The following is a 19,393-nucleotide window of genomic DNA, read 5'->3' as shown; positions in this document are numbered from 1 at the left end:
GAGAATACTACTTAATTCATCCGAACATGCGCTAGTCAAAATAGAAAACATACAACGAGAGAGAAAAATAATTCACACTTTTCTACATATCAGGAAAAAAATTCCCAAATTAGCAAAGAAGTTTCACATGATAAGTGATATAGGTCATTATTCAACTCAACACCGAACAGAGAAAATGGTTTTTTATTTACCCCCGATAGCCTTTGGTTCTGTTTTTGTCTAGGAAGAACAGTTAGGGGATAGCCCGATTCATATGAAAAATACGCACAATATAGGCGGTTTTTTCATTCTCAGTATGCCACTCGTTAAGAAAAGATATATGTCCACTGATTTATCGAAAGTGAAAACCTTCCAAACTGTATGATAGAGAACATTATTGCGAAGGTCGCCAAGCTTAGAACGAACCTGAACATCAAACGCACACTGCAACTGGTCCTGTCCCTGGCGAAAGGATGGACTGTCTTGTCGGTCATTCTCATTTTCGTTGAAACAGGAATATACTTCGCGTCTCTCTACGTGTTTAAAAGGCTGATAGATGTCGTAGCACATCCTGCGTCGGAGGCGGCCCGCGCACACGCCGATTTACTCAACAATCTCATTGTCCTCACGGTGGTCTCCATCCTCTATATTGTCGCAAAGTCGCTTTCCGGCTACATTACGGAAACTCAAGCGATGAAAGTGGGCGAGCGGATCGATAACAAGATCCACACGAGGGCAATGGAACTGGATTTAGAATTTTATGAAAGTCCTGATTATTTTGACGTCTTGAAAAGGGCCCGCGAAGCGGGGGCTGAAAGACCAAATGCAGTTGTCCACAATCTGGTTGATATTGCCAAAAACCTGATGATGTCAATAGGGCTCGCTTCCGTGATAGTTTCTATCAACTGGCTGTTACTCCCGCTCATGATCCTCTTTGTAATCCCGACACTATTTGTGAGAATAAGGTTTGCAGACAAACTTAACGCATGGAGGATCAAAAGAACTCCGCTCGACCGGCAATGCGGCTATTATAGCTATCTGCTCACCTCCGAAAACCATGCGAAGGAAATCAGAGCCTTTAATATCGGTGAACACTTCCGAAACCTCTACTCATCGATACGCATCGATCTTCTGGGGCAGTGGCTCAGCATTACAGGAAAGCGGACTATCAACGAAATTTTTACAAGTATTCTGGCTGCCCTCGGTTTTCTTTCCTGCATTGCATTCATTGCATTTAGTGCGATCAACGGCGAAAACAGTGTAGGAGACATTACCATCTTTTTATTTGCGTTCCTGCAGGCCTTCGGTATCATGCAGAGCCTTTCCTCGAATATTTCTCAATTATACCTGAACAATATCTACGTTTCCAATTTGTTCCAGTTCTTCGATCTTAAAGGGAAACAAAAAGACCCTGAAACGGCACTTACTATCCCTAATGAAGAGAAACTCGATCTCCGACTTGAGGGCGTCAGTTTCTCTTATCCTCATGCAGACCGCCCAACCCTCCGCAACATCAACATGACCATTGCCTCCGGCAAGATTATCGCAATCGTAGGCCTCAACGGAGCAGGGAAATCGACGCTAATCAAACTGCTATGCCGCTTATACGATCCCACCGAAGGCCGTATTACGCTGGGCGGCACCGATATCCGTGAATTCGGCTTCACTGATTACAGAAAGCAGATCAGCACGGTTTTTCAGGATTTCGGACATTATAACATTACGGCAGCAGAAAACATCCGTCTCGGTGACATTGACGGCAGCCATTCGGATAGCAGAGTAGTAGAAGCCGCTCAAAACGCAGGCGCAAATCAATACATAGAAAAGTTTCCCCTCCAGTACAACACCATGATGGGAAGGATCTTTGAGGACGGGCATGAAGTGAGTATCGGCCAGTGGCAAAGGCTTGCCATCGCCCGGTCTTTCTATCGTCCTTCAAGATTCATCATTCTCGATGAAGCGACAAGCGCACAAGATTTCAGCGCAGAGCTGGAGCTTCTCCGAAAATTTCGCAGCAGCATAGGAAAAAGAGCTGCGGTGATTATAAGTCATCGACCATCTGCAATCAGACACGCCGACTACATATACGTCCTTGCCGACGGAGAGATAAAACAGGCAGGCACACATGAAGACCTCATCATGGTTGATGGAGAATATTCGCGACTATTCAGGAACGCGCATGTCGACGCCGTTTAATTACTCACCCTGTTCCGTATAATATGATATCAACACAAAAAGCTAAAATAGTCATCGTCAGCAGTATTTTAGAGGACTGGGGCGGCAGTGAAGAGCTCTGGGCAAAAGCACTTCCCTTCCTGCAGTCCGCAGGCTTCCAGTTGTACGTAATGAAATATAAGATCAACTTCGAGCACCCTAAGTTTGTGGAGCTGGCGGCAAAAGGAGTGATACTTGAGGAATATCAACCTAAAAAGCCCAAACAGGGCCTGGTAGCACGCGTCACTCAGCGCCTCTATCGTGCAGCCACCAGCAGGTTTACGAAAAAAGAGAAGCAGATCAAATACGTTTTCACGAAAAAAATACTGCAGATCTCCCCTGATCTCGTCATAATAGCACAGGGCATCAATTTCGACGGCCTGGGCAATGCCTACCAATGTGCAGAGCACGGCATTCCGTATATCGTAGTGGCTCAAAAAGCAGTAGACTTTTACTGGCCCCAGGACTTCGAACGTTCTTATATGAAAGCAGCGCTTCTAAAAGCAAAAAGGTGTTTTTTTGTTTCCCAACATAATGCACGGCTAACAGAAGAGCAGTTTGGAATGCGGCTTGCGAATGCAGAAGTAATACAAAACCCAGTAAAAATCAGGAAAGGAGTCATTAAATATCCCACGCCGGGCGACGAGTTTCGTCTCGCCTGTATAGGACGCCTTTTCCTCCTTGATAAGGGACAGGACATTTTAATCAGAATCCTCGCTCAGAGTAAGTGGCAGGAGCGCCCGGTGAAAGTATCCTTTATAGGAACAGGCGTAGACAGGCAGGGCCTTCAGGAGATGGCAGCCTTTCTAAATGTAAAGAACGTCGAATTCATTGGTCACGTGGACGACATAGAAGAGATTTGGAAAAGTCATCATGCTCTGGTCCTTCCTTCCCGAAGCGAAGGACAACCACTCGCCATGCTGGAAGCCATGGCAGCGGGCAGACCTGTCATCGTTTCCCGGGCGGGAGGGATCGCAGAGGTCGTACAGGAAGGAAAAAACGGCTTTATCGGGCACGCAAATGAAGACTCTTTTGATGCCGCGATGGAAAGAGCCTGGGCAGCCCGCTACGACTGGGAAAACATGGGAAGGGAAGGGGCGGAACGTGTAGCAAAACTGATTCCCTATATTCCGGAAGACGAGTTTGCTGCACGAATATTAACGATCGCGTCAGGCGCCGACAAAATTAAAAGCGAAACATTAGATACAGAATTAGCGTAAAACCTGGCACGTTTATTTACAACTCACAAAAAGCTATGAATCAAAAACCTCTGGTTTCTGTCATCATTCCTACCTATAATCGTGCGAGAATACTTTCAACCGCAATTGAAAGTGTTTTAGCTCAAACATACAGCAACATTCAACTTCTTGTAATTGACGACGGATCCGAAGACAACACGGAAGAGATCATAAAAAAATACCCGGCTATCGAGTATGTCAGACAGGCACATGGAGGGCAAGGTGCCGCTCGTAACAACGGTTTACAACGAGCAAAAGGAGCCTTCATCGCATCGCTCGACTCTGACGACTGCTGGAACCCTGATTTTCTCGAAAAATGCATTGAAAAACTGGAAGAGGGATCTTTTGATTTTGTTTTCAGCAACTGGGACCAGGCTAACATTTTAGGGATCTATCGCGACTCGTTCACTGACTATAAGTTCATGAAGCCCTATCTGTCAAATACAAACGGCACAACCTGGGTCACGCTAAACAACGGGGACCTCCGGAAGTTATACTTAAACAATTGCCCATCGCCCTCCTCATCTCTTGTTATCCGCAGATCTTCCATGAAAACAGGGTGGAATCACAAGGTAAATATTGCAGATGACTGGTGCATGCTTCTCGATCTTATCCTCGCAAAACCATGCAAAGCCGCATTTTCAAAAGAGCGCCTCTGGAAAAAGCACATTGATGGAACAAACATCTTTGATGGGAGAGATGGCGTGGAAGTAATGAAGCTGTTGTATATAGAGGATATCACCTTTATTCTGCAGCGCTTTTCTGATTCAATATCTGAAGAAGAACGCCAGGGGCTTCAGAAGAAACTAGTCGAAAATCTGGTAGTACTTGCCAAACACCGGGTTTTCAGAGATAAAGACCTCAGGGAGTTCACGGCATTGGTAAGAAGAGCCCTAAAGGTAAACGCACGGTTTACATTCACCATCTTCCCTTCGATAGTCGGCAAGTACCTGAACGTCAAGATAATCAGTCTGGGTAGAAAGTTAAAGCTAACAAGATAAGAGCGTGTGTCGTCTATGAGCATCCTGAAAACGATCCGCAGTCACGAATGGTGGGAGTACAAACTCCCCCTACTGGCTATTTATTTCGCAACAGCAATTGTCGAAGGCGTCAGCGTCGCAGATGTAAGCATCCGGCTTCTTTGCATCTTGATCTTCATGACGGTCGGTATCGTTTATGTAAGCATTATTAATGACGTAACTGACATAGATGAGGACCTTGCTTGTGGAAAAAGCAACAGAATGGCAAACGTCAAACCGCTATTCCGATGGCTATTCCCGAGCTTATGTGTTCTGATCGAGCTGGGAGCGATTTATTACATCCGCGAAGACATTCTTGGAGTTACTTTCTGTGCGCTCGCCTGGATCTCATTCTCATTATACTCCATCCCGCCGGTACGCTTAAAAAAAGAGGCACCTTAGGAGTCCTCGCCGACGCATGTGGTGCACACTTGTTCCCAGGTCTTTTCATGGTGGCCCACCTGTCTTATTACACCGGCCATCCAATCAACCCCTACTGGTTTGGAGCTGTAGCAGTGTGGTCTCTTTCCTACGGACTTAGAGGTATACTTTGGCACCAGTTCTACGACAGAAAAAAAGACATAGAAAGCGGTATCAATACCTTTGCTGTCAAACGATCACCAAGGCTATTTAAGCGAAAAGAGCAGGTGCTGACATTGGTCGAAATGGTCGCCCTATCAATTATGCTCTGCTTAATTGCAAAGCCTCTTGTGTTTATCTTTCTTGTACTCTATCTCCTGCTGATTTTTTTAGATATATCGGTTTTGATACTAACATTATAATGATTGTATTTCCGGAAGACCAGCCGTATCAAATACTCATGGCTGAGTTTTACCAGGTGTTCCTGCCTTTATCACTTTTGATCTCAGATGCTATCATACATCCAAGCACCTGGATAATTGTTGCCCTCTATATCTTGATGTTCCCCAATAACTTGAAAGTGATTGTCAGCGACGTGAACAAATTGACGCGTAAAATGATCTTTAAAGACAACTTATGAAAGAAGCAAGGGCATTCTCCGGTCGGCTAAACGGATATATGCTCGCCGTAACATCGAAGCAAAGAGCGGTGAGAGAAGGTCCCTCCCTGGCCATCTTAAGGGTCGATCCATTATCTAAACTCGGCCGTATTTTTGAATCCGTGTTAGCCAGAACTGGTTGCATTCCTGCATTCCCTCAAAAGCTGACGCAGGAGCGGTTGAAAGCGCTGACGCTGGTCCTGAAAAAAGCAATGAACTCTTTAAGGCCCAACAAAATAGTCCTTGTAACAGACCCTTTTGAGTTACCACGCTGATAGTATTAAGATGAAAAACAACATGAAAATTCTATTTATTATTCCATCCTACAAGCCCGCCACTATATACGGAGGCACGATTACGGTGTCAGCCCGACTAGCAGAAACACTTGCGCTGAAAGGCCACTCTGTAACGGTATACACCACAACAGCGAATGGAAACAAAGAACTTCCGGTAGATTCTGATTCTCCCATTGTGGTTGAGGGTGTGATTGTAAGGTACTTCAAGAGAGTTACGGGCGACCATACACATATTTCCCCAGATCTGCTATCTGCAACATGGAGAACGGTTAGAGATTTTGACGCGGTTCATCTGCATTCATGGTGGAACCCGCTAATAATAGCGGCTACATGGGTATGCAAACGGCGGGGCGTAAAGCCGGTCTTATCACCGCATGGAATGCTATGCGATTACATTTTCGGCAAGAAAAAAACGGTTAAGGCCCTAATCCATTCAACTATTGGGAAAAGGCTGCTCAGGCATACATTGTTACATGTGTCGTCAGAGGCGGAATGGAAAGAATCAGTGAGGGTGAATCCAACATGGCAGGGCCAAACGATATTTAATCTTGTTGATCTTGCTGATAAAACATTTTCACGTACATCTAACAAAGTTTTTACTATTGGTTTTCTATCCAGGATAGACGCCAAGAAGGGGCTTGATATCCTCATTAAAGCGTTATCCTTAGTCGAGTTCAACTTTGCCTTAAAGATTGCCGGCTCGGGTGATGAAGAATACGTCAACGAGCTAAAAATACTTGCAAGAGATTGCGGAATCGAAACTAAGCTCGACTGGCTAGGTTGGAAAAAAGGTGATGAGAGATTTGAATTCCTCGCGAGTTGTGATCTCTTTGCACTTACTTCTCATAATGAAAATTTCGCCGTGGTTGTAGTTGAGTCACTCAACGTCGGAACACCAGTACTACTGAGCAAGCATGTAGGACTCTCTGCCTATGTGCAAAAGCGCGGATTGGGATGGGAAACTGACATCGCAAATATTAAGAATGTGGCTGCATCCTTACGAGATGCGTACAACGCCTCGAAAAACCGGGCAGAGATCGAAAAAAAGAGTAAAGAAACAATTGAGAGAGACTTTGACCCTAGCTTTCTTGCCGAACAGTATATCTCTTTTTATAAAAAGACACTATAGACTTGGAGCGCAATAGCGCTTCAAAATCGGGCGAGAGAAAGCGAATTGAAGTGCATATGAGTGCCGCTTTGTCGACAAAGGGCACCTCACTCAGCTTTCCTGGCACACCTATAAATTTTTCTCTATCTCTTTTAACCTCCTATAAAGCTCCTCTAACCGGTTCCAGATATACTCTACCGCACAGGGCAGAAACCGGTCCTGCAGTACAAATTCGCGGTACAACTTCTCGTTCGAATTCAACTCATCCACTTGTCTCAGAAGCCTTCGTGGATCGCTTCTGTCATAAAATAAGATAGCATCCGGATTTAGCACCTCTGGTTCCGGCCGGCCCTCGCTGCCCCAATAGATCGGAATACAGCCTGAGTTTATTGCCTCAAAAATCTTTTCCGTAACATATCCGTCTTTATTAGAGTTCTCAGGGCAGACGTTAAACTTATAAAGCGTTAAAAAATAATGCTTGCTGTTGTTATAGACCTTATGTAACTCGCGAGTGTTATTGCAAAACCTCCCAGCAAAGTCTACGCGGCCCACCTGTCCCACTACTTTGCTTATTTCTGACCTTATTCCGTTTTGGTCATGACTGGCAATGAGGGTGCAGAATCTTCTATTTCTATCGAAATCATAGTTGAAATGAGAGATATCATTTACTTGTCTTATAACATTTTCGAAATCAAGAAGAGGTTTGAAGAACCAGGTGATCCAAAGAGGGAAACGGAGATAGTTCGAAGCGTCTAAATACTCGAAGCCGATCGACAAATCCACGTCTTTCAAACAATGATCGTCATAACCTCGATACTGATCCACGTTTTCGGCAGTATAAAAGACCCTCGGTCTCTCACGATTAACTTCCATCACTTCGCGATCGCCATAGACCGAAAAGAAAGTAATTGGTCTTTCGGACGTATACAACCCTTCCTGGTATCTGTTAATAAACTGATAAAACCAAAGATCTTCTATCTTTTTCAGCTCAGCCCAGAAATTGAACACCTTGACATTGGAGTTTCTTGAGAAAAGCAGATCCTTCTGATATTGGCTCAGGTGATTCTCTTCTCCTCCAGCTTTTAATTTCTTTTTTATCTTACCTAAAATCGGACTGAGAAACATTGCGATGGGTTTATTGGATATCCAGGTCTTGGTTAACTTGACTAAGCTATTTATCCCTAACGCCCTCCATTCCTAAACATAGACAAAAATTCAATCAAGCTGATGGCTCCATTTTGATTGGAGGTTTAAGAGAGCTGCTGTACACTACTAAGATCTGACCTTATTTTCACATTTACAAGAGGTCCTGAGATTTCGACACAGATTTGAAAACCTATTTAAAGCGGGACGAGTTTGAGGAGAGGAAATATAGCCGCCAATCAAAAGAACTGCAATTGCTCCACTTTCCCTCCTCCTACCATCTCAACCGGCAGTTCTCTGCCAAGCACATACACTGCTGTCTCTTCATACCGCGATGCCACCACTATCCTTGTTGAACCAGCACATTCACTAAAAAGGCGTTGCACCTTACCAGGGCAATTATTATTCTCGGAAAGGTGTGATAGGAACAGGTGTGTGAGTTTAGGCGACCGATGGGCTTGAAACAGTTCCACCGCCTGCCTGTTTGATAAATGCCCCATACCTCCCCGAATCCTTTGCTTCAAAAAATATGGATAAGAACTGTTCTCCAGCATGTCCTCGTCATAGTTTGCCTCCAGGAAAGCCGCATCGCACTGCCTAAACTGACTGATGACGTGATCGCAGGGACGACCGATATCAGTAAAAACGCCCACCCGCAAATCCTTGTGCCTGACTATGAAGCTATGTGGATCTGTAGCGTCATGATACTTCGGAAAAGCCGTAACCAGCAGGTCACCAATCACGACGGGCTCATACGGACGAAAGGACGAAACTTGAAAATCTGGGATTAGCAGGCGGCCGCGCTCGCGCGTTCGATCCGTAATATAGATGGGAAACTGATATTTTTTACAAAGACCTGCAATCCCCTTAATATGATCGGAGTGCTCATGTGACACAAACAAAGCTTTCACCCTGTTCATGGAAAGGCCCAGTCTTTTCATTCTCTTCTCGGTCTCCCGGCAAGAGATCCCCGCGTCAATCAAAACAGCTTCCTTGCTATTACCAATGTAATAGCAATTCCCGTTACTTCCCGAATTCAAAGAGGTGATATATAATTGCATATGCAGAATGACCTGTCCTGCAAAGTTCGAAAAAAGGCAGGACATTTTGCGAGAAAGACTTCAGATCAGGAAGGAATATAAAATTGGCTTTAAGACATGCGAACCTCCTTTAAGGGCCGATGAAAGTATAAAGTCTGAACTCGATCTTCACCATTCCCCTGTTCGCCCCGAACAGACGACCAATAAGATCAGAAAGAGCATCAGGCCTACAATGCGCTAGGACCACGTAGCAGTTGCGACTTCCTGTCTCCACCGGTTGCATACCAGCAACGAGGCTTACTTAAAAAACGTCGAAAAAAATAAACTATAAAAATGAAGATTTACTTTGTATAGCGCCATTACATATCAACCTGTATAGCTACTTCAGAAATAACATCTCACCCTGTATAGCTTATTTATTATTAATCCAATAATCTTCTGTATAGACTATTTAGGACGGGACGATAGCCTATTCAGGACGAGACGAACCTGAGACATGCCCAAGTTCTGTTATAGTCAGAACCGACTCAGGACCGACTCAGGACCGACTCAGAACCGAGTCAGCACCGAGTCATGTCGGTCTTGGCCCGGTCCTAAATCGGTCTATGTCCTATGCATGCAGGGTGGGGGCTCTAAACAGGGAGGGACCAGGCTCAGAACGGCCTTGGACCGTACTCAGGCAGGGTAAAGCTAAGGTTCCAATGGAGCAGCCGCCCTCCACGCGCTTGTCCCAAGCTAACAATAGCTACTTAAAGCGGATTCGGGCCTTTCACACTATAACAGTGCGTCGCAAATGGGGCATAAAAAAGCCCCGTCACGATGAGCGTGAGCAGGGCACCTAAACCTTATCGAATATATATACGCTGCTGCTTATTGTTTATTATACACCTTGAGAAAAAAATAACTTGCCGCACAATTTTTCCTTTATTTGCCGGCATGACACTGAAGGAGAAACTGTATCGTCTATGCATCGCGGAAGCAGAGGCGCGGATCGCAGCAGCAGAGCTGAATATCAGATCGGCAAAGGACGCTCAGTCTAACGAAACCAAAAGCAGTGCAGGCGACAAGTACGAAACGAGCCGCGAAATGATGGAGCAAGAGATCTCCTTCAACCAGACCCGGCTGATGGAGGCCCGTAAATTAAAGCATGGGCTGTCTCTTGTTAATCCTTCAAAGCAGACGGCAACCGTACAACCAGGGAGCCTGGTATTCACCAGTCGTGGCAACTTCTATATCGCTACAGCCATTGGTCTTATGATACTCGATACCTATACTTTTCAAGTAATATCACCGAGCTCTCCTCTTGCCCGGGCGTTTGCAGGGAAAACAGAGGGAGATATGGTCAGCATGAACGGGCAGGAATACAGGATCACTAAACTCATGTAAACTGCCGGCACCATATAAAAATATATTGAATATTATAAACCATTTTTAACCAATGAATATTATTAGACTTATAAACCTAAGTCTAATGATCAGGATAGTACTCGTAGAAGACCATCAAATTGTAAGGAGCGGAACAAAAAACAATGCTGGAACGAGAGGGCGACGTTCTCGTCACGGCCGAAGTAAGCAATGGGAAAGAGGTGCTCCCCCTGCTTGAAAATAAAACGGAAGCAGATATTATTTTAACTGACCTTAGCATGCCGGAGATGGATGGCCTGACACTCATAGAGCATTTGCAGCAGCGCTATCCTCAAATCAAATTAATCGTCCTGTCAATGATGGACAATGAAAAATATATTTATGAAGCTTTTCGGCTCGGTGTAAGCGGCTACTTGTTAAAAAACACGAGTACAGAGGAGGTATTGTTCGCGATCAGGCATGTTGCGGCAGGAAAGAAAATGGTTTGCGCTGAATTAGGGATGGTGATGTTAAACAGAGCTTGCAAAAGTTTCGAGCAACGGGTTCCGCTGCCGGCAGCTTCCGACCTTACCAATCGGGAGCTGGAGGTACTGAAACTAATAGCAGAAGGCCATACTAACAATGAAATAGCTTCCAGGATATTTACCAGCCGAAGAACAGTAGAAGGGCATCGCCAAAATCTGATTGATAAAACAGGAGTAAAAAACTCTGCTCAGCTTATACGATTAGCGTGCAAAGCCGGGATAATCTGAACGTGGTCTACCCCCGGCCGAAAGAGTGACGAAAATCATTTCGACGGGAGTGTATTATTTACACTAAGTTTTTCTACCTTTAAGTTTTAAAAACAACAATTATGATACTTATAGCAGACGGAGGATCTACCAAGACACATTGGACGCTGATAGGCTCAACTGAAGAAACCATCGACTTTCATTCAGAGGGATATAATCCCTACTACGTGGACGAGCCTTACATTGTAGAGTCCTTAAAAAAAGCTTACCCGAAACATTTAGGACTGAAGACGTAAAAGAACTTTATTTCTACGGCGCTGGTGTACATAATGCGGAGAAAGCGGCCATTCTGAAAAGAGCGTTTCAGCAAGTCTTCACGCAGGCGCAAATTGAAATTGAGCACGACCTGCTTGCAGCCTGCCGTGCCTTGCTGGGACACGATAAGGGCTTCGCTGCTATCCTGGGAACCGGCACCAACACCTGCCTGTATGATGGCAAGGATATTACCCGTAATATCGACTCCGCAGCCTATATCCTGGGTGACGAAGGAAGCGGCTGCTACATGGGCAAGCAGCTATTAAAAGATATCATCAGAGATACAGTACCTCCTGAGATTAAGAAAAACTTTCAGGATATGTACCATATTTCAGAACATGAAATTATGGACAATATTTATACGAAACCGCTGGCGAACCGTTTCTGTGCAAGCTTTACGAAATTCTTTGACACGAATATGGACAGTGAATATTGCCAGCAGCTGATCCGTTCTGCATTTAGAGATTTCTTCAAAAACCTTGTTTCACTGTATCCGGGCTACCGCGATCTAAAACTTAATTGCATCGGCTCTGTAGCCTTCTGCTTTAAAGATATACTTGCCTCTGTAGCTGCTGAATTTGGGATGGAGATGGGTGTAATCTTAAAATCACCAATTCCGGGACTGATCAGGTTTCATCGGGAGCAAAGCGCTGCCGCCGTTTAGGAGATAATAAATGAGCCTTTTTCGACATTGAAAAAGGCTCATTTATTATCATCTTTGCGCAAAAGTAACAGAAAGAATGGAATTAAAGGTTCACTACGACGATCGCATCTATACAACCTATTTCGAAAGCCACCGGCTCATCCAGCCTTCTATCCTTGAGATCAAAGTAGTTCTGTACAATACCACCTACACGCTGCTGAGAGATCAGATTGCAAACGTTTGGTCCAATGCAGAGACGAACAGACTAAAGCTGTCGGCTGGCCTGGCACAAGCCGTGGGGCAATCGGTGGCTGATCTCTTAAACGAATTGCAGCCAGGAACTGTCGTGTGAATAATCTTCCACAACAGTCACCTCATTACGAGCGTTAAAGGAAGACATGAGGGACGAGATCTCCTGCTGCATCATCACGATGCAATTGTCCGCCAAATCTTTGCGAAATCCCTTTGCCTGTAACGCCACAACGTATTCCATACATACCACGCGGGCTACAATCCTTCCCAGGTCAACCAGCTTACGCTGATTTAAAGCACCGTTAATTTGCACGTCCAGATTGTTTCTGAAATAGTCGCAGGCCTGGGCTGTTAACGCAAATCCCTTTAAGAAGCCGTACAAACTGGCTTCCTTCTGCTTTTTCATCTGCCGCGTAACAGCTTCCGCTATCTGAGCATAAAGCATTTCATTAGAGCCTTCAAAAATCTGAAACGGACGGCTGTCCATAATCCCTCTGCCCCCTATATGACTGATCCGGTAACCGTTAGCGCCAGAAACCTGCACGAGCAAATGCGCGGATTCCTGCATCAAGTCGGTCACAACAGCCTTCATACTATTCGCCTCTATACCTTCAGCCGCAAGATTATGATCAATCCCGCTAATCTCACTACTTCGTGCACACATGGCAGAACAAATGGTGTAGGCAGTCTGAATACGCGACAACTGGAATTGAATTTGGTCCATGGCCAGCAAGTTTCCTGCTCCTACCATCCTGTTGGTACAATGAGCGATCGCTTCGTCAAGCATTCGTTTAATGAATCCCATTCCCATTCCCGGGAACTGCATCCGGCTCCGGTGCAGGATGTCGAGCATCATTTTTATTCCCGTCGTCTCCGGTTCGAGCTTATGCGTAGGAGGAACGCGGAGATCGAGCTTATTCAGGCCATAGGGGATCATATACAGACCTGCATTATCATAGTATTCTTCTACGAGCACCTTCTGCCCCTCCTGGTGACTGTCGGATATAAAGAAGTCAATATCACGCCCGAGTTCACCATCTCCGTTCTCTTTCCTGCAGGCAATCAGCCAGTAATCTGCCATGCCGGTCAACCCCTGCCAGTGCTTCGTACCTTTGATTTGATAGCCGCCATCAATCTCCTTATTAAACGTCTTCATATTAAGGGCGTCACTTCCATATCCGGGCTCTGTGATCATAAGCCCGCCCATCTGACCTTGTTCCAGGAAACGTTGAAAAATATTACCCTTTATCCCCTCGTTTGCATACTTGGCAACCGGCTCGAGGAATAGCGCGATATTAATTCCAAAAATAAGAGATAAGGAGAGCGATTCGTAAGAAGCGGCAGACAATAAGCCCAGGCATTCTTTTACTATACTTCCACGCCCGCCATATTGCACGGGAATAGCAACAGACAGTGGCACACCAGACATAATTTCGCTTAGAACAGCGGGAGGCAGGCCTCTTTCCAGGCTCAGCTGGTTAATATCTTCCTTCTCGCGGAAAAGATGGCGGAGGGTATTCTCGAAGTTGTGTATAAATTCAGAAAAACTGAGATCAGTTAACAGCATATATGGTACTTACTTTATTTTAGATTCTCTTTCCAGCAACCAGTCTGTTTGCAGATGTTGCTCTTAAAACAGATCTGTCTATTCGTTTTGTTTTTGTATAATCACTTTAACTAAAAGCAGATAAGGCAAATGGGGTTTGCGCAAATATATAAAAAACACAGCGGACGAGGAACTATTTCTGCTACCGAAAAGCATCCCTCCTCCGCTATGCAATGCCGGAAGACCTGACCGAACATTCTCAAAAAAGTGCAGCTGCTTAAACGCTGGCAAAGCCCATCAAGCAACACTCATCTTCGCATACAGCACCCTGCCTGAACTTGGCTATCACCTAGGCCTTATGTCTGACACGCACTCCATGCCGATACTGAGCCTGCTGATACTCAAAAGTACAATAGATACAAGGTTTCGATTTCAGGTGAAGACGTTTTGCTTCTTTCACTGCTTCCTCGCAACTTGAAAAATGCCCTAAAAAAGTTTTGTTAAGCGGCATAAACCCACAACCCTCTTTGTGGACCTCATAGCTGCCGTCGTACTGGCGGTTGTTACTTACATAGTAGAATGACATGGCAAATTTGATTTATAATGTTTAATAATTGGCACACAGGAACTTCCGTTAACAAATATAACACTTCACAAGGACAGGCGAGAAATAATCTTCAAATAATCGCTAATGTCGACAACTCCAACAACCTGTTGCTTTTTCTAACAATCCGAGTGTTCTAAGAATAATACAGAACACCCTGAAATGTTTGCTTTTGGCCCGGCAAAAGGCAGATTGTTCTTTTGGCACGACTTTGACTAGTAGTACTTAGCTAATAAACTACAACTATTATGAAAAAAATATTAATGACTGTTGCCCTCGCAGCAACCATGGGAATCACAACAATTTATGCACAGACTCAGGATAGCACCTCAAACCAACAAAACGGCACTGCAGCCGCCTCTACTCAAGCTGCGGCGCCTTCTGGTGACGTGGTGCAGGCCATCTCTCAGTCTGGTTATAACACTACGATGGTCTCTGCTATCAAAACTGCCGGACTGGAAAATACTTTAAACTCGGGGGGCCTTATACGGTTTTTGCACCTTCTGATCAGGCATTCACGTCAGGCGCAGGTGTAGATAGCTTGCTGAAAGACCCCGCCAAACTCACGCCGGCACTGAGAGGCCACATCGTAACAGGTAAGTATACAAAGGCTGATATTATCAAGGCCTTGACGACCGGAAAGGGAACAGCCACCCTAAACACGATTGACGGAGGCACACTCACGCTTAAAGTGAATGCAAACAAAAATCTGGAGATATCCGACGCAGCGGGGCACTCTGCTCTCGTCACAGTCTTTGACCTTGAAGGAACAAATGGCGTTGGGCACGTAATCAACGGCGTACTGATGCCCAAGCAGTAATAATGACAATTCCCAATATAATAGAAAGGCCTCTGCATCTTCGCGGAGGCCTTTCGCTTTATATATCCTATTTCCCTGGAGTGCGGATAGATGTTCGCTGAGTATGATGAAAATTAAATATATTTATCGCAAAACCTGTATACACTGCTAATGAATAGTGAAGCCCGGCTCAGTTGCAATCAAATACTTGAGATACTATCTCTGTCAGAAAATGCGACTGCAATATACAGCGGTCAAAGACTAATCATTGAAAACGCAAATAATGCGATGATTCGCATTTGGGGCAAAGACAGAAGTGTAATCGGAAAGCCCCTTGAAGAAGCAGTGCCGGAACTGCAGGGCCAGCACCTCATCAACATCCTGCAAAATGTGTGGAAGACAGGCCTTCCGTATGAAGCAACGAATACTCCCTCTGCCTTAAAGGTGGACGGCACACTGTCAACGTTTTACTTTGATTTCAGATACCTGCCAATCAGTGATGAACGGGGACAGGTATACTGTATCCTCCATACCGCCAGGGATGTAAGTGATCGATTCCGACACGAACAGCTGATCAGTGAGGGCAAGTTGAGAGAGCAGACCCTGGTTGAGGAACTTGCTTCAACTAATCAGGAGCTGGGTGCGATGAACGAGGAACTGGCGGCTATTAACGAAGAGCTCAATCAGTCTTATCACCATCTAAAAGTTCTCAATCAGCATCTTTTTGAAAGCGAAGCGCGCTTCCGTAATCTGGTAAAGCAGGCTCCTGTAGCGATATGCGTCTTAGAAGGTCCGGACCTCTATATCGAGCTGGTGAATGACAAAGTGCTGGAACTGTGGGGAAGGACGGAAGATGTGATCGGGAAGCCGCTCATTGTAGCAAGGCCCGAGATAGCAGAGCACCCTTATCTCAATATCCTTCAGAATGTCTTCTCGAGCGGCGAGACGTTCACGGGCACAAACATCAAGAGCCGAATATTGCGACAGGGGGAACTTAAGGAGGGATACTTTGACGCTGTTTATCATCCAATAAAGGGAGATAACGGCTCCGTTACCCGTATTATGGCGATCATTACAGAGGTAACTGAACGGTATAAAGCAGAAAAGGAACTGGAGCAATTATATGGGCAGATCCAGCTTGCGAAACAGGCATCCGGTCTGGGGCTCTTCGACCTCGACCCCAGGAGCGGGAAGCTGGAATGGGATTCGCGTTGCCGCGAGCTGTTTGGCATTTACGACGGGAGGGAGGTAAGTTATGAAGATGCTTTCCTGCAGGGACTGCACCCTGAAGACCGCAACAGGGTAAATAAAATCGTCGAAAGAGCATACAACAAAGCGCTCAGTAACGGAGAGTACGAAGCTGAGTTCAGAACTGTAGGGGCTGATGATGGAATAATAAGATGGGTGCGGGCCAACGGAAAAGTGCTGTTTGACCACTCAGACCGGCCGGAAAGGTTTATAGGCACCGTACAGGACGTCACAAAACAATTGATGGCAAATCAAAGCCTGCAGCGAGCAGAAGAAATGCTCAGGCTGTCGGTAGACGCGGCCAGACTGGGCACCTGGATGCTGGATCTCTCAAGTGAGACCTACACATTTTCTCCGCGGGTGAAAGAGCTGCACGGCTATCATGCTACAGATGCGACCGGATTTACCGAACTGACTAATCAGATCACTGAGGAATTCCGCGAAGTTGTAAAGAAAGCTTCAGCCGAAGCAATCTCTGTCCATTCGTCATTTAACTACGAATACCCGGTAATTGGTTATCATGACCAGAAACTGCGCTGGCTCCGAACCATCGGCAAACCATATTTCGACGACCAGAATCACCCTTCCCACTTTGCCGGGGTGATCATGGATATTACGGAACAAAAGCAGGATGAGCAGCGAAAGAACGACTTTATCGGCATTGTAAGTCACGAGCTGAAAACCCCGCTCACCTCACTTAAGGCCTATATTCAGATGCTGTTAAAGCGTGCTTCGAAACAGAATGACACCTTTGCTCTTGGTGCGCTGGAAAAAGTAAATATCCAGGTAAACAAGATGGTCAACATGATCAACAGTTTCCTGAATGTCTCCCGGCTGGAGTCGGGCAAGTTGCACTTGTACAGACAAAACTTTGATCTCAACGAACTAGTCAAAGAAGTGATTGAAGACATCCTGCTCGTTAATACACGCCACACGATTTTATTCTTTCCGGACGGCACTCTTCCGATATACGCTGACCGGGACAAGATCGGACAGGTAGTATCGAATTTTCTCAGTAATGCTATTAAATACTCTCTTCCTGACACCGTAATTGAGATCAACTGTAAACCGCTCGGTTTGGGGCTGGCACTTGTCAGCGTGCAGGATGAAGGCATAGGAATCGGCAAGGAGGATCGTGAAAAGCTTTTCGAACGCTTTTACCGGGTGGAAAACCAGAAGACCAAAAACATATCCGGGTTTGGCATTGGTCTTTATCTTTGCGCCGAAATCATCAGGCGCCACCAGGGAGAGATATGGGTTGAAAGCGAACAAGGAAAAGGCTCTACATTCTTTTTTACCCTTCCGGTAGTTAATCCCGAGGATACTGAAAAAAGCTGAGGCGGATGAAAGGTCTTTGCTAAAAACAACAAAGGCTAGCTGAGAGAGCTAACCATCTTCGCCCTTGCCAGGGGGCGCCTTCTATGATACGGCATACTACATAAACAGTAACACCCGTCAAAAAGTTTAGAACACATGTTTTTTTTATAGTCGCGCATCAACAATTTCACGATCAAGGAAAGCTTTTGTATCAAAAATCACTCCCCCGTTCGCCCGAATTCTGGAGAAGTTGAAGTCAAGAAACTCGCGGTGCGCCACTGCCACAATAACAGCCTGATAAATGGCGTCGTTTCCAACTTCTTTGACAATAGCAACGCCGTACTCCTTTCTCACCTCGTCTTCATCAGCCCATGGGTCGTACACATCTACATCCAGGCCAAATTGCCGGAGTTCCTCGTAAATATCAACCACACGTGTATTTCGGATATCAGGACAGTTCTCCTTAAATGTAAAACCCATAATAAGGGCACGGGAGCCCTTTATCTTGTGATCCTTCCCTATCATCAGTTTAACCACCTTAGCAGCAACGAAGTGCCCCATCATGTCGTTTACCCTGCGGCCCGACAGGATGACCTGAGGATGATACCCAAGAGACTGAGCCTTGTGCGCCAAATAATAGGGGTCTACGCCAATGCAATGCCCACCTACCAGGCCGGGCTTGTACTTTAGAAAATTCCACTTCGTCCCGGCCGCTTCAATTACGTCGTTTGTATCTATCCCGATCCGGTCAAAGATTAGTGCAAGCTCATTTACAAACGAGATATTGAGATCGCGTTGCGCATTTTCAATTGCTTTAGAGGCTTCGGCTACTTTAATGCTCGGCGCCAGATGTGTTCCTGCTTCTATTATTGCACTATAAAGCTGGTCTACCCGCTCTGCAGCTTCCGGTGTAGAGCCGCTGGTGACCTTTTTAATTTTGGTCAGGGTATTGATTTTATCGCCAGGATTGATCCTCTCGGGCGAGTACCCCGCATAGAAATCGACATTAAACCGAAGTCCTGAAGTTTGCTCAAGGACCGGGATACAATCATCTTCTGTACAACCAGGATAGACGGTAGACTCGTAAATTACAAGATCATTTCTCTTCAGCACTGATCCAACCATGCGCGTAGCCGTCAGCAGGGGCCGGAGGTCAGGAGCTTTGTAATGATTTACGGGTGTAGGGACGGTAACAATATAGACATTGCAATTTCGAAGTTCTTCTATGTTAGAGGAAAATCGAAGACCCGCAACAGAGTCAGAAGATCTGCCGGCCTCTATTGCCTGCTTCAGTTCCCGAAGATCGGCTTCCCGGGTACGGTCATATCCCGAATCCAGCTCTTTTACTCTGTCTGGTTTAACATCGAAACCAACTACCGCAAACTTCTTTGCAAACTGAACAGCCAATGGCAGTCCAACGTAGCCCAGTCCTATTACCGCGATCTTTTCGGCCGCGTTACGCTCACCTTTCAGGTCCATGCCTGTAAAGGTAAGAGTGAAATTGAAATTTTGAAAGAT

The 19,393-nt window shown here is 45.6% G+C and carries 17 protein-coding genes and 1 pseudogene; 14 read left to right on the top strand and 4 right to left on the bottom strand.

Annotated elements, in window-relative coordinates; genetic code table 11:
- The first annotated feature begins 360 nt into the window (after window positions 1–360).
- The 6 genes from ACES2C_RS09945 to ACES2C_RS09920 all read left to right on the top strand — a co-directional run bounded on the left by ACES2C_RS09945 (window position 361) and on the right by ACES2C_RS09920 (window position 6,893).
- Window positions 361–2,175, top strand: coding sequence for an ABC transporter ATP-binding protein (locus tag ACES2C_RS09945; RefSeq protein ID WP_374166784.1), 1,815 nt, complete (start codon window positions 361–363; stop codon window positions 2,173–2,175).
- A gap of 23 nt (window positions 2,176–2,198) precedes the next feature.
- Window positions 2,199–3,413, top strand: coding sequence for a glycosyltransferase family 4 protein (locus ACES2C_RS09940; protein WP_374166783.1), 1,215 nt, complete (start codon window positions 2,199–2,201; stop codon window positions 3,411–3,413).
- Between the two features lie 35 nt (window positions 3,414–3,448).
- Window positions 3,449–4,432, top strand: a complete 984-nt coding sequence (locus ACES2C_RS09935) for a glycosyltransferase family 2 protein (protein WP_374166782.1) — start codon at window positions 3,449–3,451, stop codon at window positions 4,430–4,432.
- Window positions 4,433–4,447: 15 nt separating this feature from the next.
- Window positions 4,448–4,852, top strand: coding sequence for a hypothetical protein (locus tag ACES2C_RS09930; protein ID WP_374166781.1), 405 nt, complete (start codon window positions 4,448–4,450; stop codon window positions 4,850–4,852).
- Window positions 4,853–5,446: 594 nt separating this feature from the next.
- Window positions 5,447–5,743 carry a hypothetical protein gene (locus ACES2C_RS09925; protein ID WP_374166780.1) on the top strand — a complete coding sequence of 99 codons (297 nt, stop codon included), beginning with the start codon at window positions 5,447–5,449 and terminating at the stop codon, window positions 5,741–5,743.
- A gap of 22 nt (window positions 5,744–5,765) precedes the next feature.
- On the top strand, window positions 5,766–6,893 hold the full coding sequence (locus ACES2C_RS09920; protein ID WP_374166779.1) for an XrtY-associated glycosyltransferase XYAG1: 1,128 nt from the start codon (window positions 5,766–5,768) through the stop codon (window positions 6,891–6,893).
- Window positions 6,894–7,001: 108 nt separating this feature from the next.
- Here the strand turns inward: ACES2C_RS09920 and ACES2C_RS09915 are convergent, their stop codons facing one another.
- A complete protein-coding gene (locus tag ACES2C_RS09915; protein ID WP_374166778.1) occupies window positions 7,002–7,997 on the bottom strand; it encodes a glycosyltransferase family 10 domain-containing protein in 996 nt (331 codons plus the stop codon).
- A gap of 257 nt (window positions 7,998–8,254) precedes the next feature.
- Window positions 8,255–9,076, bottom strand: a complete 822-nt coding sequence (locus ACES2C_RS09910) for an MBL fold metallo-hydrolase (RefSeq protein ID WP_374166777.1) — start codon at window positions 9,074–9,076, stop codon at window positions 8,255–8,257.
- Window positions 9,077–9,991: 915 nt separating this feature from the next.
- Here ACES2C_RS09910 and ACES2C_RS09905 point away from each other — a divergent pair.
- The 5 genes from ACES2C_RS09905 (at window position 9,992) to ACES2C_RS09885 (ending at window position 12,461) form a co-directional block, all read left to right on the top strand.
- Window positions 9,992–10,441, top strand: a complete 450-nt coding sequence (locus ACES2C_RS09905; RefSeq protein WP_374166776.1) for a 3-oxoacyl-ACP synthase — start codon at window positions 9,992–9,994, stop codon at window positions 10,439–10,441.
- A 143-nt stretch (window positions 10,442–10,584) separates the two neighbouring features.
- On the top strand, window positions 10,585–11,172 hold the full coding sequence (locus ACES2C_RS09900) for a response regulator (RefSeq protein WP_374166775.1): 588 nt from the start codon (window positions 10,585–10,587) through the stop codon (window positions 11,170–11,172).
- 101 nt (window positions 11,173–11,273) lie between these two features.
- The gene (locus ACES2C_RS09895; RefSeq protein WP_374166774.1) at window positions 11,274–11,447 is read left to right on the top strand and encodes a hypothetical protein; all 174 of its coding nucleotides are present in this window, start codon (window positions 11,274–11,276) and stop codon (window positions 11,445–11,447) included.
- A 131-nt stretch (window positions 11,448–11,578) separates the two neighbouring features.
- Window positions 11,579–12,130, top strand: coding sequence for a hypothetical protein (locus tag ACES2C_RS09890; protein ID WP_374166773.1), 552 nt, complete (start codon window positions 11,579–11,581; stop codon window positions 12,128–12,130).
- 76 nt (window positions 12,131–12,206) lie between these two features.
- Entirely contained in the window at window positions 12,207–12,461 is a 255-nt protein-coding gene (locus ACES2C_RS09885; RefSeq protein WP_374166772.1) for a hypothetical protein, read from the top strand.
- Here the strand turns inward: ACES2C_RS09885 and ACES2C_RS09880 are convergent.
- Complete coding sequence (locus ACES2C_RS09880; RefSeq protein ID WP_374166771.1) at window positions 12,429–13,928, bottom strand: acyl-CoA dehydrogenase family protein; 1,500 nt, start codon at window positions 13,926–13,928, stop codon at window positions 12,429–12,431. The genes ACES2C_RS09885 and ACES2C_RS09880 overlap by 33 nt on opposite strands.
- Before the next feature lie 831 nt (window positions 13,929–14,759).
- Between ACES2C_RS09880 and ACES2C_RS09875 the strand changes: the two genes are divergently transcribed.
- From ACES2C_RS09875 to ACES2C_RS09865, 3 genes and pseudogenes are all read left to right on the top strand, one after another.
- Window positions 14,760–15,047, top strand: coding sequence for a hypothetical protein (locus tag ACES2C_RS09875; RefSeq protein WP_374166770.1), 288 nt, complete (start codon window positions 14,760–14,762; stop codon window positions 15,045–15,047).
- Window positions 15,047–15,331: pseudogene (locus tag ACES2C_RS09870) on the top strand (fasciclin domain-containing protein); the annotation flags it as partial. The gene ACES2C_RS09875 and the pseudogene ACES2C_RS09870, both read left to right, overlap by 1 nt.
- Window positions 15,332–15,481: 150 nt before the next feature.
- The gene (locus ACES2C_RS09865; protein WP_374166769.1) at window positions 15,482–17,896 is read left to right on the top strand and encodes a PAS domain S-box protein; all 2,415 of its coding nucleotides are present in this window, start codon (window positions 15,482–15,484) and stop codon (window positions 17,894–17,896) included.
- Between the two features lie 144 nt (window positions 17,897–18,040).
- Here ACES2C_RS09865 and ACES2C_RS09860 read toward each other — a convergent pair whose 3' ends face one another.
- Window positions 18,041–19,354: a nucleotide sugar dehydrogenase gene (locus ACES2C_RS09860; protein WP_374166768.1), complete on the bottom strand. Its 1,314-nt coding sequence runs from the start codon at window positions 19,352–19,354 to the stop codon at window positions 18,041–18,043.
- Window positions 19,355–19,393: the final 39 nt, after the last annotated feature.

Origin of the sequence: Arcticibacter sp. MXS-1 (assembly GCF_041902385.1) — a bacterium.
In the GTDB taxonomy this organism is placed as follows: domain Bacteria; phylum Bacteroidota; class Bacteroidia; order Sphingobacteriales; family Sphingobacteriaceae; genus Arcticibacter.
Note: the sequence above shows the minus strand (reverse complement) of the source record. Positions and strands in the feature narration are given on the sequence as shown.